13 protein-coding genes are annotated in these 14,368 nt (G+C 72.1%); 5 read left to right on the forward strand and 8 right to left on the reverse strand.

The features are described from left to right. Positions 1-40: 40 nt before the first annotated feature. From ACFP2T_RS15615 to ACFP2T_RS15630, 4 genes are all read right to left on the reverse strand, one after another. Positions 41-1,000, reverse strand: coding sequence for an electron transfer flavoprotein subunit alpha/FixB family protein (locus tag ACFP2T_RS15615; protein ID WP_377422024.1), 960 nt, complete (start codon positions 998-1,000; stop codon positions 41-43). Between the two features lie 27 nt (positions 1,001-1,027). After that, entirely contained in the window at positions 1,028-1,807 is a 780-nt protein-coding gene (locus ACFP2T_RS15620; protein WP_377422025.1) for an electron transfer flavoprotein subunit beta/FixA family protein, read from the reverse strand. 222 nt (positions 1,808-2,029) lie between these two features. After that, positions 2,030-2,437 (reverse strand): hypothetical protein, encoded by a 408-nt coding sequence (locus ACFP2T_RS15625; RefSeq protein WP_377422026.1) that lies wholly within the window; start codon positions 2,435-2,437, stop codon positions 2,030-2,032. Next, complete coding sequence (locus tag ACFP2T_RS15630; RefSeq protein WP_377422027.1) at positions 2,415-3,248, reverse strand: GNAT family N-acetyltransferase; 834 nt, start codon at positions 3,246-3,248, stop codon at positions 2,415-2,417. The genes ACFP2T_RS15625 and ACFP2T_RS15630 overlap by 23 nt, the downstream gene beginning before the upstream one ends. Before the next feature lie 41 nt (positions 3,249-3,289). On the opposite strand from ACFP2T_RS15630, the gene ACFP2T_RS15635 reads away from it, so the two are divergent. The 4 genes from ACFP2T_RS15635 (at position 3,290) to ACFP2T_RS15650 (ending at position 7,860) form a co-directional block, all read left to right on the forward strand. Further along, complete coding sequence (locus ACFP2T_RS15635) at positions 3,290-3,682, forward strand: YidH family protein (protein WP_377422029.1); 393 nt, start codon at positions 3,290-3,292, stop codon at positions 3,680-3,682. Continuing rightward, on the forward strand, positions 3,679-4,020 hold the full coding sequence (locus tag ACFP2T_RS15640; RefSeq protein WP_377422031.1) for a YidH family protein: 342 nt from the start codon (positions 3,679-3,681) through the stop codon (positions 4,018-4,020). The genes ACFP2T_RS15635 and ACFP2T_RS15640 overlap by 4 nt, the downstream gene beginning before the upstream one ends. 27 nt (positions 4,021-4,047) lie before the next feature. Further along, on the forward strand, positions 4,048-4,467 hold the full coding sequence (locus tag ACFP2T_RS15645) for a PLD nuclease N-terminal domain-containing protein (protein ID WP_377422033.1): 420 nt from the start codon (positions 4,048-4,050) through the stop codon (positions 4,465-4,467). Positions 4,468-4,536: 69 nt separating this feature from the next. After that, entirely contained in the window at positions 4,537-7,860 is a 3,324-nt protein-coding gene (locus tag ACFP2T_RS15650) for an AfsR/SARP family transcriptional regulator (RefSeq protein WP_377422035.1), read from the forward strand. A 33-nt stretch (positions 7,861-7,893) separates the two neighbouring features. Here ACFP2T_RS15650 and ACFP2T_RS15655 read toward each other — a convergent pair whose 3' ends face one another. Both ACFP2T_RS15655 and ACFP2T_RS15660 read right to left on the reverse strand, forming a co-directional pair. Next, on the reverse strand, positions 7,894-8,700 hold the full coding sequence (locus ACFP2T_RS15655; RefSeq protein ID WP_377422037.1) for an ABC transporter permease: 807 nt from the start codon (positions 8,698-8,700) through the stop codon (positions 7,894-7,896). After that, positions 8,697-9,671 carry an ATP-binding cassette domain-containing protein gene (locus ACFP2T_RS15660; protein WP_377422039.1) on the reverse strand — a complete coding sequence of 325 codons (975 nt, stop codon included), beginning with the start codon at positions 9,669-9,671 and terminating at the stop codon, positions 8,697-8,699. The genes ACFP2T_RS15655 and ACFP2T_RS15660 overlap by 4 nt, the downstream gene beginning before the upstream one ends. A gap of 253 nt (positions 9,672-9,924) precedes the next feature. Between ACFP2T_RS15660 and ACFP2T_RS15665 the strand changes: the two genes are divergently transcribed. Continuing rightward, complete coding sequence (locus tag ACFP2T_RS15665; RefSeq protein ID WP_377422041.1) at positions 9,925-11,625, forward strand: hypothetical protein; 1,701 nt, start codon at positions 9,925-9,927, stop codon at positions 11,623-11,625. A 57-nt stretch (positions 11,626-11,682) separates the two neighbouring features. Here ACFP2T_RS15665 and ACFP2T_RS15670 read toward each other — a convergent pair whose 3' ends face one another. Both ACFP2T_RS15670 and ACFP2T_RS15675 read right to left on the reverse strand, forming a co-directional pair. Then, a complete protein-coding gene (locus ACFP2T_RS15670) occupies positions 11,683-13,305 on the reverse strand; it encodes an acetolactate synthase (protein WP_377422043.1) in 1,623 nt (540 codons plus the stop codon). Positions 13,306-13,505: 200 nt separating this feature from the next. After that, positions 13,506-14,279 carry an enoyl-CoA hydratase-related protein gene (locus ACFP2T_RS15675; protein WP_377422045.1) on the reverse strand — a complete coding sequence of 258 codons (774 nt, stop codon included), beginning with the start codon at positions 14,277-14,279 and terminating at the stop codon, positions 13,506-13,508. Positions 14,280-14,368 lie beyond the last annotated feature (89 nt).

Genomic DNA, 14,368 nt, shown 5'->3' on the forward strand with positions numbered 1-14,368 from the left:
AGCGAACCGGACCCGACCGGGCACCGAGGGTCACGTACGGCTACCTGCGCTTGCGGATCTCCTCGGCGGCCTGCGGTACGACCTTGAACAGGTCGCCCACCACGCCGAAGTCGGCCAGCTCGAAGATCGGCGCCTCGGCGTCCTTGTTCACCGCGACGATCGTCTTCGAGGTCTGCATGCCGGCCCGGTGCTGGATCGCTCCGGAGATGCCGAGCGCCACGTAGAGCTGCGGGGACACCGTCTTGCCGGTCTGACCCACCTGGAACTGGTGCGGGTAGAAGCCGGAGTCGACCGCCGCCCGCGACGCGCCCACCGCGCCACCGAGCAGGTCGGCCAGCTCCTCGACCAGCTTGAAGTTGTCGGCGTTGCCGACGCCACGACCGCCGGAGACCACCACGGAGGCCTCGGTCAGCTCCGGCCGGCTGCCCTTCTGCTCGGCCACCCGTTCCACCACCCGGGCCAGCCTGTCGGCGTCGCCGAGTGTGACGTCGAGCTGCTCGACGGCGGGCGTGGCCGGGGCGGCGCTCGGGGTCACCGAGTTCGGCCGCAGGGTCACCAGCGGCAGCCCCCGGGTGACCCGCGAGGTGACGATGGTCGATCCGGCGAAGGCCACCTGGGTGGCGGTGCCGTCGGCGGCCAGCCCGACCACGTCGGTGAGCACCCCGTTGTCGAGCTTGACGGCCAGCCGGGCGGCGATCTCCTTGCCCTCCTGGCTCGACGCGAGCAGCACGGCGGCCGGTTCCACCCGCCGGACCAGTTCGGCGAGCACTGTCGCCTTCGGGGCCACCAGGTGACCGTCGATCTCCTCGTGCTCGGCCGCGTAGATCTTCTCCGCGCCGTACTCGCCCAGCTTGTCGGCCAGCGTGGCCACGGCGCCGGGACCACCGAGCACCACCGCCGCCGGGCTGCCCAGCTCGCGGGCGAGGGTGAGCAGTTCGAGCGTGACCTTCTTGACGCCGAACTCCCGGGTGGCTTCGACGACGACGAGAACCTCAGCCATGGTCATTCCTCCTGTTCTCGATGCCGCTCAGACGAACTTCTCGGTGGCGAGGAACTCGACCAGCTTCGCGCCGCCGGTGCCGTCGTCGGCGATCCGTTCGCCGCCGGCCCGGGCCGGGCGTCGGCTGTGTCCCACGACGACGCTGGTGGCACCGGCCAGACCCACCTCGTCGGCGGAGACGCCCAGGTCGGCCAGGGACAGCGTCTGCACCGGCTTCTTCTTGGCGGCCATGATGCCCTTGAAGGACGGGTAGCGGGGCTCGTTGATGGTGTCCCAGACCGAGACCACCGCCGGGGTCGCCGCGGCGACCACCTCGTAGCCCTCCTCGGTCTGCCGCTCCACCGTCAGGTTGGCGCCGTCCACGGTCAGCTTGCGGGCGCCGGTCAGCGCGGCGATGCCGAGCCGTTCGGCGAGCATGTGCGGCAGCACCTGCACCCGGCCGTCGGTCGACTCGGCGCCGCAGAGCACCAGGTCCGCGCCGAGCTGCCCGAGCGCGGCGGCGAGCACCTTGGAGGTCGCCACGGCGCAGGATCCGTGCAGCGCGTCGTCGAGCACGTGTACGGCCTTGTCCGGCCCCATCGACAGCGCCTTGCGGATCGACTCGGCGGCCTTCTCCGGCCCCATGGTGAGCACGGTCACCTCGCCGCCGTGGGCTTCCTTGATCCGCAACGCCTCTTCGATGGCGTACTCGTCCATCTCGTTGATGACGTTGTTTGCCGACCCCCGGTCGACGGTGTTGTCGTCACTGCGCAGGTTGCGGTCCGCGCCCGAGTCGGGCACCTGCTTGACGAGTACGACGATGTTCATCGCGCTTCGACGACCCCTCCTGTTGATGGCGGTCCCCGCTGTCGAGGCGATCCCGCCCGGTTGCTCGGGAGCAGCCTCCCGCGTTCCTTAACGATCGGTCAACCGACGAACGACCGGCCGGCGCACGGGAAGGTGTGGCGTTACTTACGGCTAATGTTACCCGCAAGTAGCTTTGCCTCTCCGGCGCCTCGGGGTGACACAGCTCACCGCGGCGCGGCGGGATCAGTCCGCGGAGTCGAGCGCCTCGCGGACGCTCGCCAGCACCGCCGCCTCGTTGGCGCTGATCCCGTCGTGCGCCCGCGCCACCACCTCGGTCGCGTGCAGCACCGCCGACCGGTAGCTGGCCACCTCACCGGGCGCCTTCGTCCGCAGGATCTCCACCGAACGGCGCAGCGCGGGCAGCACCGTCGCCGGGACGTCGGCCGACGCCCCGCTGGGCAACTGGGGCAGGTTGCCGGTGGTGAGCAACTCCCGGACCAGACCCGTGGTCCGGGCGAACGCGTTCGACGCCGCGAGACTTTCCTTGATCATGGAAAGGGCGCCGGGTTCGGCATTGGACACCAGGTAAACCGCGCCGAACGCGGCACTCTTCAGGGTCGCCCGCTCCTCAGCGCTCAGCGGTTGCGTCACGGGTCGGAGTGTAGACGTACGGCGTGGTGGTGGTGACCGAGACGAGACCGAGCCGCTCCAGAATCGGCCGGCTGTCCTCCGAGGCGTCCACCTGCAACAGATTGAAGCCACGGGCGTCCGCCAGCCGGGCCCGGTAGACGAGCAGCGCCCGGTAGATGCCCCGGCGACGCCAGTGCGGCAGGGTCGACCCGCCCCAGAGAGTGGCGAACCGGGTGCCGGGGACGAAGCGCACCCAGCCCGCGCTGACCAGTTCGTCCCCCGCCTCGGCGACCACGATCGTCAGCGGCGGCTGGTCCAACTCGGCACCGGCGGCCAACTCCCGCTCCAGTCCGTCGGCCAGCCAGCCTCCGTCCGCACCCCAGATCTGCGACTTCAGCTCCGCGATCCGGTCCAGGTCCGCCCGGAAGGTCACCTCACGCAGGCGTACGCCCTCCGGTGGCACCGGCAGCGTCGCCGCCAGTGGCGCGACCGGACCGATCACGACGGTCTCCCGCTCCTCCGGTACGAAGCCGGCGGCCCGCAACCGGTCGGCCAGGTCGGCCGGCTCGTCGTGGCCGTGCAGCTTCCACTCCACCTCCTGGCCCAGCCTGTCGAAGTGGTCCCGTTGCCGCACGATCAGCTCGTCCAGCTCCGCCCCGGCCAGCCCGGCCAGGTCGCGGTAGGTGAGGAAGCCACCCCGGTCGAGTCCCTGGATCCGCAGCAGCGGGCCGTCCCGCTCCACCGTCACGCCCGGCGGAACCGGCTCGGGCACCCGGGCCCGCAACTGGGCGTCGTAGACGGTACGCAGCAGGTCGGCGTCGAGATCAGTCACCCGACCAGGCTAAGGCCGATGTCCATCGGATAATCGCGATCGTGTACCAGGCGATCAGACAGTGGTTCGACCCACGGGAACTGCGCGAGGTGGGCGAGACCCCGGACTACCGGTTCTCGCTCGCCAACGAACGCACCTTCCTGGCCTGGCTGCGGACCGGCCTGGCGCTGATCGCCGGTGGACTGGCCGTCGCGCAGTTCCTGCCTCCGATGCCGATCCCCCACCTGCGTGAGGGGCTCGCCGTGGCACTGCTGCTGCTCGGCGGCACGGTCGCGGTCCGCGCCGTCGACCACTGGGCCCGGACCGAACGCGCCATCCGGCTCGGCCAGGAGCTTCCGGCGTCCCGGTTCCCGGCGGTGCTCGCCCTGCTGGTCGGCCTCGGTGCCGTCCTGCTCGTCATCGCGGTGCTGGTCCAGGCCGCCCGGAACGCATGAGGCCGGAACCCGTACCGGCGGAGCCCCGGCACCCGGACCCCGACGTCGGGCTGGCGACCCTGCGCACCCGGTTGGCCTGGCGGCGTACCGCGTTGGCGGTCGGTGTGGTGGCCGTGCTCACCGCCCGGCTGGCCCTGGCCGGCGGAACGCTCGGCGCGGTGGTCGTCGTCCTGGCCGGTCTGGGTTGGCTGGCGGTACTCGTCGTCACCCTGCCCGGGCTCGGCGGTCCGCTCGCCCGACGGCCGGGTCGGCCCGGTCCGGCGCTGCCGCTGGTCGCCCTCTCCTCGGCCGGTTTCGCCGGACTCGGAGTGCTGCTGGTGCTGGCGTCCATGCGCTGACCCGGCCCGGTACGTCATCATGACCAGATGGTCCGCCTCTACGCGATCCTCGCCATCGGACAACTCATCCTGGCCGTCGTCGCTCTGATCAGCTGCCTCTCGGCCGAGAACGACGAGATCCGGGCACTTCCGCGCTTCGCCTGGGTTCTGATCATCCTGTTCTTCCCCCTGGTCGGCTCGATCGCCTGGTTCGTCGCCGGCCGTCCGGTCCCGGCCACACCGGCGGCCGGTAACCGGCCGGGCGGCGGCACCACCGGCCGGGACCGGCAACGCCCGCTCGCGCCCGACGACGATCCGGAGTTTCTCCGCTCGCTCGACAGCGAGCGGTCGAAGCAGGACCGGGAGCTGCTGGAACGCTGGGAGCAGGACCTGCGCCGCCGGGAGGACAAGTTGCGGGGCGGTGACAGCAGCGACCCGCCCCGTGAGGAGGACAAGCCGGAGGCCTGAGCGCCACCGGCACCGACCCGGGCCAATATTGCCGCCGGCCAGATGACGGCGGCAGGCACAATCGACGGCGTGCAGATCGCCATGCTCGGCCCGCTGGAGGTGACGGCCGACACCGGAACGCCGGTGCCGGTCACCGGCGCCCGGCTACGCCGGCTGCTGATCCTGCTCGCCCTCGACGCCGACCGGGTGGTCGACACCGGCCGGCTGATCGACGGGCTCTGGGAGGGCGAGCCACCGGCGGGTGCGGCCAACGCGCTACAGGCGCTCGTCTCCCGGCTGCGCCGCACCGTGCCGGACGCGCCGATCGAGTCACACCCGACGGGCTACCGGTTGGCCGTCGAACCAGCGGCGGTGGACGTGTCCCGGTTCGAGCACCTGGTCGGAACCGGCCGGGCCCTGCTCCGGTCCGACCCACCCGGCGCGGCGACCGCACTGGCCCACGCGCTCGACCTCTGGCGTGGGCCGGCGCTGGCGGACGTCGCGGACGCCACCTTCGCCCGTGGGCCGGCAGCCCGACTCGACGAGCTGAGGCTCAGCGCCATCGAACAACGGATCGACGCCCGGCTGGCCTCGGGCGAGGCCGCCGCGCTGGTGCCGGAACTCCACGCCCTGGTCCGGGCACACCCGGTCCGGGAACGCTTCGCCGGACAGCTCATCCGCGCGTTGCGGGCCACCAACCGGTCCGCCGAGGCACTGGCCGCGTACGCCCGGCTGCGGAGCACGCTGGCCGAGACCCTCGGTACGGAACCCGCGCCCGAACTGGCCGCACTGCACCTGGAACTACTCCGGGACGCCGATCCCGCCCGCCCGACGTCCCACCCCGGGCCACCGATCCCGCCGGCCCCCTCATCCCCGCAGCCTGCCTCATCCCCGACCGCCGACCCGGCCCTGGCGAACGGCCGGACCCCGGCCGCCGACCCGCTCCGGACGACGAACCTGCCGATTCCGCTGACCAGCTTCGTCGGCCGGGAGAAGGAGATCGGCCGGGTCACCGACCTGCTGTCCGGATCCCGTCTCGTCACGCTCATCGGCCCGGGTGGCGCCGGCAAGACCCGCCTGGCGACGGAGGCGGGGCGTACCCTGCTCGGCCTGCCCCTCGACGGGCTGTGGCTGGTCGAACTGGCCCCGGTGACCGACGGCGCCGAGGTCCCGCAGACCATCCTGCAACTGCTCGGCCTACGCGAGCAGGGCATGCTGGCGGCCGCCCGGAACCGGGTTCCGCTGCCCGAGGCGGCGGACGCGGTCGGCCGGCTGGTCGGCGCCATCGGGTCTCGCCGGGTGGTGCTGCTGCTCGACAACTGCGAGCACGTCCTCGACGCCGTCGCCGCGCTCGCCGAGCGGCTGCTCGGCACCTGCCCGGAACTGCGGGTGCTGGCGACCAGTCGGGAACCGCTCGGCATCACCGGCGAGACCCTCTGCCCGGTCGAGTCACTTCCGCTGCCGCCGCCGTCGGCCGACCCGGTGACGGCGCTGTCGTACCCCGCGGTGCGGCTGCTGGCCGACCGGGCCGGCGCGGCCCGTCCGGACTTCGCGGTGGACGGCGACACCGTCGCCTCGGTGATCCAGATCTGCCGGTCCCTGGACGGGATGCCACTGGCCATCGAACTGGCCGCCGCCCGGCTGCGGACGATGACCTCGGCCCAGGTCGCCGCCCGGCTGGACGACCGGTTCCGGCTGCTCACCGGCGGCAGCCGCACCGCGCTGCCCCGGCACCAGACGCTGCGCGCGGTCTTCGACTGGAGCTGGGAACCGCTGGACGACGCCGAACGGGCCCTCTGGCGCCGGCTGGCGGTGTTCACCGGCGGGGCGACCCTGGACGCCATCGAGCGGATCTGCGCACCCGATGGCGCCGACGTGCCCGACGACGTACTGAGCCGGGACGACGTGCTCGACCGGCTCTCGGCGCTGGTGGACAAGTCGCTGGTGGTGGTGAGCGGAAACGGCGAGCCTCGCTACCGGATGCTGGAGACCACCCGGGAGTACGGACTGCGCCGGTTGGCCGAGGCCGGCGAGACGGAATGGATGCGCGAGGCACACGCCGCCGACTTCCTCGCCCTCGCCCGGACCGCCGACGCCGAACTGCGCCGGTCGGACCAACTACGCTGGCTCGGCTGGCTGACCACCGAGCACGACAACCTGCACGCCGCCCTGCGCTGGGCGATCGCCACCGGGAATGCTCCAATCGGCGTCGGGCTGGTCGCGGCGCTCGGCTGGTACTGGTGGATGCGCGGCATGCGGGTCGAGGGTGTCGAGTTGGCGGTGCCGGCGTTGGCGCTGCCCGGCGTCGATCGGTTGCCCCGGGACCAGGTCGCCGTCGCGGAGATGATGACCGCGATGAACCTGCTCGCCAGCAGCGGCGAACTCGCCAGGGGTGGCGAGTGGTTGAACCGCGCGGGCCGGACCGCTCAGGGGCACGAGCACGCGCATCCGCTGCTGCGCCTGATCGAGCCGATGTCGGTGATCTTCGAGTGCTACCTGGGCGAGCCGACGCTCGACCTGCTCGCCGCCCGCTTCGACGATCCGGACCCGTGGATCCGCGCGGTCAGCCGGATGTTCCACGCCCACGCCGAACTCAACATGGGGTGCCCGGACGAACGCCCGGAGGCCGACATGCTCCTCGCGCTCGACGGGTTCCGGTCGATCGGCGAACGGTGGGGCACCGCGTACGCCATCGCGGCCCTGGCCGACCTGGCCGGCCGGCGCGCCGAGCACGAACGGGCCGCCGAGTTCCACACCGAGGCGGTGGCCCTGATGCGGGTGGTGGGTGCCGCCGAGGACCTTCCGGTGATGCAGACCCGGCTGGCCCACGAGCTGTGGCAGGTCGGTGAGCGCGAACGGGCGGTCGCCCTGCTGGTCGAGGCCGGCCGGGAGGCCGAGCGGATCGGGTCGGACGAATGCCGGGCGGCCGTCGCGCACGAGTACGCCGAGATCCTGCGGACCGCGGGTGACCTTCGCGGCGCGCAGCAACAGTTGGGCCAGGCCGTCGCGCTGGTCACCGACCACAAGATGGCCCCACAGTGGCGGGCGATGCTCGCCTCGTCGCAGGGTGCCCTGACCGCCGCGCTCGGTGACCTGCTGGCGGCGCGGCAGCACCACGACCAGGCCCTGTCGACGGCGCTGGAGTTCTACGACGCACCCGTGATCAGCGGGGTGCTGGTCGGCTACGCCGACCTGGCGCTCCGGATCGGTCGGCCCGGACCGGCCGCCATGCTGCTCGGCGCCGCGCACAGCATCCGGGGCGGGCCCGACCGGTCCATCCTGGACGGACTACGGATCGAGTCGGCCGCGCGCGAGGCGCTCGGCGAAGCGGACTTCGCCGAGGCGTTCGCGCGCGGCCGGACGAGCGCCAGTCCGACCGGGCTACCCGAGTTGGTCCGGGCCGTACTCGACTGACTCCCACGGCGTCCGCGGTTCACGCCGGTGTATTCAGACCCGGCGCTTGACCGCGCGGACGGCCAGCGGCGCGAACACCACCACGATGCCCAGCCCCCAGAGCAGCGATGTGATGATCGGCCCCGACTCCGCACCGGAGACCAGCAGCCCGCGCAGCGCGTCGGCCAGCGTGGAGACCGGGTTCACCTTCACCCAGGCCTGGAGCCAGCCGGGCATGCTCTCGGTCGGCACGAAGATGTTGCTGGTGAAGGTCAGCGGGAAGATCACCATGAAGCCGAAGATCTGCACCTTCTCCGGATCGCTGACCAGCACCCCGACCAGCACCGAGATCCAGGCCGCCGCCAGTGAGAAGGCGAGCAGCAGCGCGAACGCGCCGAGCACCCCGAACGGGCCGGTACCGATCCGGAAGCCGAGCACCATCCCGATGCCCAGCAGCAGCGCGATCGACCAGGCCTGCTTGACCGTGTCGGCGAGGATCCGACCGGCCAGCGGTGCCCACCGGGCGATCGGCAGCGACCGGAGTCGGTCGAAGACCCCCTTCGTCAGGTCGGTGTTCAACCCGAAACCGGTGGTCATCGTGGCGAAGAGCGCGTTCTGCACCATGATGCCGGGCAGCATGAACCGCAGGTAGTCGGTCGGGCTGTTCGCGATCGCGCCGCCGAAGACGTACGTGAAGAGCAGCACGAACATCACCGGTTGGATGCTCAGGTCGAGCAGCTCCATCGGGTTGTGCTTGATCTGCACCAGGCTCCGCCAGGCCAGCGTCATGGTGTGGCGTACCCCGAGCAGCGGGCTGACCCGACGGCTCGGCACCGTGACCGGTGCACTGATCGCGGTCATGCCGACGCTCCTTCCAACTGGCCGGGGGCGGCGTTCTCGTCCTCGGCACGGTGCCCGGTGAGTGACAGGAAGACCTCGTCCAGGCTGGCACCGCGCAACGCCAGCTCGGCGATGGTGACCTCGGCGGCCTCGAGCCGGCGTACCACCGTGGGCAGGACGTCCTCGGTGTTCACCGGCACGGTGACGGTGTGCTGGACCAGTTCCGGTTCGGCCCCGGTCACCTCCCGCAGCACGCTGACGACCACCGGAAGGTCGCCGGGGTCCTTCGGGCGTACCACCAGGGCCTGGCCACCGGTCTTGGTCTTCAGCTCCTCCGGCGTCCCCTGGGCGATCACCCGACCGTGGTCGATCACCGCGATCTCGTCGGCGAGCTGGTCCGCCTCCTCCAGGTACTGGGTGGTGAGCAGCACGGTCACCCCCGATCCGACCAGGTCCCGCACGATCCCCCACAGCTCGGTACGGCTGCGCGGGTCGAGCCCGGTGGTCGGCTCGTCGAGGAAGAGCACCCGGGGTCGACCGACCAGGCTCGCCGCCAGGTCCAACCGGCGCCGCATCCCTCCCGAGTACGTCTTGGCCGCCCGGTCCCCCGCGTCCGAGAGATGGAACCCGGCGAGCAGTTCCCGAGCCCGGGCCCGTGCGTCGGCCCGGGACATCCCGAGCAGGCGACCGATCAGCAGCAGGTTCTCGGCACCGGTCAGTGTCTCGTCGACCGACGCGTACTGGCCGGTCAGGCCGATCACCTGACGAACCTGGTGTGCGTCCCGGAGTACGTCGTAGCCGCCGACCGTGGCGGTACCGGCGTCCGGTCGGAGCAGGGTGGCGAGCACCCGTACCGCCGTGGTCTTACCCGCCCCGTTGGGGCCGAGCAGACCGAACACGGTGCCGGCCCGGACTTCCAGATCCACTCCGGCCAGCGCGGTGGTCGTGCCGAAGCGTCTGACCAACCCCTCGGCCCGGATGGCGTAGCTCATGAACTCTCTCCCGTCGGTTTCCACTGGTGCCACCACCATGACCAACGCGACTGAGCCGGCGCTGACACCGGCCGTTCGGCGCTGACAGCCGGCTGACGAGCCCCGGTGGACGGCCGGACGACCCTTCCGGCGCCGGGAGTCGGCTGTTCCCGGGACCGGCGGGCCACGGCGGTCGTACCATGGCCCGGATCGGTGCCACCACCCCTCGCACCGCTGGTCGGCGCGGCCGCGCCCGGGGCGAAGGACGGATGGCATGGCACACGGGGTGGTGGCCGGACCGGCATGGCCGGCGAACGCATCGACAGCACCGGATGTCGGGCCGGTCCGGTGGCTGGACAGGCTACGGAGTCGACCGATCCTGTTCGGCCTGACCACCTACGCCCTCACCCAGGCCGTGCTGCTGTTCTGGTGGGTCGCCCGCTATCCCGGCCTGTTCAGCCCGGACTCGCTCGACCATGTCTGGCAGGCCAGCAGCGGCAACTGGAACACCCATCACCCGGTCACCTACACCGCGCTGGTCTGGCTGTCGATGCGGCTCACCGACGGGATCGGCGTACTCACCCTGGCCCAGACCTGCGCCCTGGCCGCCGGCCTGGCGTACGCGGTCACCGGTCTGCGCCGGCTCGGCGGCCCGGCCTGGGGCTGGATCACGGCGGCGGTCACGATCGTCGCGCTGCCGCCGGTCGGCACGTTCGTGGTCTGCGTCTGGAAGGACGTGCCGTTCGTCATCTGCCACGTCTTCCTGCTCGGCACGGTGGCCCGGCTGCTCACCCGACGCCCACCCCCCCTTCCGACCAGCCCGGCGACCGGACGTACGCGCCGGGCCGGCACGCCCCGCCCCCTGCCCCGGATCCTGTTCGGCGCCCTCCTGCTCGAACTCACCCTGATCTGCCTGTTCCGGCAGAACGGCTTCGTCGTGGCAACGGTCGTCACCGCACTGGTCGCCTGGCTGCTGCGCGGCGCCGCGCTCCGGGTCCTGCTGGCCGGAGTGCTGGCCGCAACGGCCGCGCTGCTGACCAACTGGGTGCTGCTGCCCACCCTCGGGGTCCGGGACAGCGAGTCCATCGTGGCCTACGAGGCGTTCCTCTCCGACCTCGCGATCGGCTACGCCGAGGATCCGCTGGACCTGCCGGCCACGGACGCGGCACTGTTGGCGAAGGTGGCGCCACTGGCGCACTGGCGCCGGTCGGCGACCTGCTACACCGTCGACCCCACCGTCTACCACCCCGACTTCGACCGCCGGGCCGCGGCGGCCCACCGGGACGAACTCCTGTCGGCCTGGTGGCGGTTGGTCCGCCGATCACCGGGTACGGTGCTGGCCGCCCGTGCCTGCCGGGGCTCGATCGCCTGGCGGCCCACCCCGGCCGGCGGGCTGCGGGGCAACCCGACCGCCTGGGCGTTGCCGATCTATCTCGACCGGGATCCGAGGTTCCGCGATCCAGGGGTCCGGGCCGTGGCGTACGCCCGACCGCTCAGTGACCGGGCCAGTCGGGTGGCGGACCGGCTGACCCAACTGATCACCGAACCGGAGTGGCTGCTGTGGCGGGGTGCCACCTGGGCCTACCTGGCGTACCTGACGGTCGGCCTGCTTGCCTGGCGCCGTCGGGACCGCGCCCTGCTGGCCCTGGCCACCCTGAGCCTCGGTAACCAACTCTCCGTGCTGGTCGTCAACAACGCGCAGGCCGCCCGGTACATGGCCGCCCCGTTCGTCCTCGGCGTACTACTCCTGCCACTCCTGGCGGCCGGCCGGACGCCGCCCCATCCCACCCCCGCCGAACCATGGCCAGAACCGGCAGCAGCACCGTCCCGAAACCCTTCCCGGACAGCCCTCGCCACCGACCAACCACCCTTACAGATAACCGACCTGACGGTAGCCGTAGAACCCCCGCACCCCACCCCGCCATCGCCACACCCCACCGACGCGGACCGCGCCTGGTTCTGGTCAGACCGGTAAGGAAGGGCCCCTTCTTATCGCTTTTTGTAGAAGAAGGGCCCCTTCTTAACCGGGAGATCAGGCGAGGTTGGAGGAGCGGGGGTAGGCGTCGGCCGGGTCGGTGAGCACGTTGACCAGGTACGGGACGCCGGCGTCGAAGGCCCGCTCCAGGGCCGGTCGCAGGTCGCCCGCCTTCGCCACCGTCTCGCCGGCACCGCCGAGGGCGGTCACCACCTGGTCGTACCGGAGTTCGGGCTGGAGGTCGGCGGCGACGTCGTAGCCGTACATGCCGCGCATCGGGTGCTTCTCCAGGCCCCAGATGCCGTTGTTGCCGACCACGATGACCACGGGAAGCTTCTGCCGGACCAGCGACTCGACGTCCATCAGCGAGAAACCGGCGGCGCCGTCGCCCATCAGTACGCAGATCTGCCGATCCGGGTAGCTGACCCTGGCCCCCATCGCGTACCCCATGCCGGTGCCGAGGCAGCCGTACGGGCCCGGGTCCAGCCAGGTACCCGGTTGGGCCGGCTCCAGGTAACGCCCGGCGTACGAGACGAAGTCGCCACCGTCGCCGATGGTGACCGCGTCCGGCGCGAGGACGTGGCGCAGTTCGCCGTAGACCCGGGCCGGTTTGATCGGGTCGGTCTCCGCCGCCATCGCCGCCGCGTCCCGTTCCCGGGCGGCGTCCTCGGCGGTACGCAGGTCGGCGATCCACGACTCGTGGTCGGTCCGGTCGCCGGGGTACTCGGCCAGCGCCGTGAGGATCAGCCGCAGGTCACCGGCGGGGCTGACGGTCGGCTCGACGTGCGTGGCCCGCTGGCTCGGCGCGTCGACGATGTGCACCACCCGGGCGCCCGAGAACTCGCCGAAGCCGAGCCGGAAGTCGAGCGGGGTGCCGATCACCACGACCAGGTCGGCGCCGCCGAGCGCCGTACGCCGGGCCTTGGCGAAGTTGAGCGGATATCCCGGCGGCAGCGCGCCCCGGCCCATCCCGTTGGTGAAGACCGGTACCCGAAGCGCCTCGGCGGCCTCGCGCAGCGCCGCGACCGCGTCACCGGCGTAGACGTCGGAGCCGGCGATGATGACCGGGCGCTCCGCGGCGGCGATCAGCCGGGCCGCCTCGGCGACCTGGTCCGGGTCCGGCTCGACGGGTGGGATGGTCGCCGCGACCGGCGGGTCCGTCTCGCCGGTGGAGAAGATGACCTCCAGCGGCAGGTCCAGGAAGACGGGCCCACGGTGTGGGGTCAGGGCCTCGGTCAACGCCCCCGCCACCGCCCCCGGTACGTCGTCGGTGGACCACACCGTGGCCGCGTGCTTGGTCACCGGTGCGACCAGCGGCACATGGTCGATCTCCTGGAGGCTGCCCGCTCCCCAGCGGAAGGCCGGGGCCCTGCCGCCGAGCACCATCACCGGGGAGGCGTTGAAGAAGGCGCTGGTCAGCCCGGAGATGCCGTTGGTGACCCCGGGTCCGGCGGTGAGTACGGCGAGACCCGGCCGGCGCTGCAGTTTGGCGACCGCCTCGGCGGCGAACACCGCGGACTGCTCGTGCCGGACGTCGTAGATCGGAAAGTCGGTCCGGTGCGCCGCGTCGTACAGCGGGAAGACGTGGCCGCCGGAGAGGGTGAACATCTCCCGCACGCCGTACGCCCGCAGGGCCGCCAGGGCCAGGGCGCCGCCGTGTCCTTCGATCCGTCCGGTCATCGCCGCTCCTGTCGTCCGCCGTGGTTGCTGCGAGGTTACCGGCCAGTCAGGTTAAACGTGAAGAACACTCGCCTACTGTCGAGGGGCACCCGCCACCCGGCGGCCGTACCCGCCCGGCTGCCGCACCCGTTGCCCGGCTGCCGTACCCGCCCGGCCGCCGGCCGGCTGCGACGCTGGATCAGCCCTTCGTACCCGCCCGGCTACCGGCCGGTGAAGCCCGGTTTGCGCTTCTCGACGAACGCGGTCATCCCCTCGCGGCGGTCGTCGGTGGCGAACAGCGCCGCGAAGAGCTGGCTCTCCCAGGCCAGCCCGGAGGCGAGATCCATCTCCAGGCCACCGTCGACCGCCAGCTTCGCCGCCCGCAGCGCCTGGGCCGGGCCGTTCAGGTACGGCCGCACCAGCGCCAGCGCCTCGGCGTACACCGACTCGGCCGGCACCACCCGGTCGGCGAGCCCGATCCGGAGCGCCTCCGCCGCGTCGACCATCCGACCGGACAGGATCAGATCCTTGGCCCGGGCCGGTCCGACCAGCCGGGCCAACCGCTGCGTACCGCCCGCCCCCGGGATGATGCCGAGCTTGATCTCCGGCTGGCCGAGTTTCGCGTCCTCGGCGACCACCCGCCAGTCGCAGGCCAGCGCCAGTTCGCAGCCGCCGCCGAGGGCGTACCCGGTGATCGCCGCGACCACCGGCTTGGGGATCCGGGCGATGGCGCCGAGCGCGCTGGACAGTTCGGCGGCCCGCTCCGCCATGTCGACGTACGACATGTCGGCCATCTCCTTGATGTCCGCGCCGGCCGCGAAGACCTTCTCACCGCCGTACACGATGACCGCGCGGACGCCCGGATCGGCGGAGACCGCGGTCGCGGCGGCCCGCAACTCCTCCTGTACCTGGGTGTTCAGCGCGTTCATCGGCGGCCGGGCCAACCGGATCGTGCCGATACCGTCGCCGATCTCCACCTGGACGAAGTCGCCCACAGCCCACCTCCACGTCGAAGTCGCGAGGCTCACCCTAACGGGCAGGTCGTGGGGCGGATACGGGACCGCCCACCGGGGTAATCTCGCCG

It is taken from the genome of Plantactinospora solaniradicis (assembly GCF_042658085.1).
GTDB lineage: Bacteria > Actinomycetota > Actinomycetes > Mycobacteriales > Micromonosporaceae > Plantactinospora > Plantactinospora solaniradicis.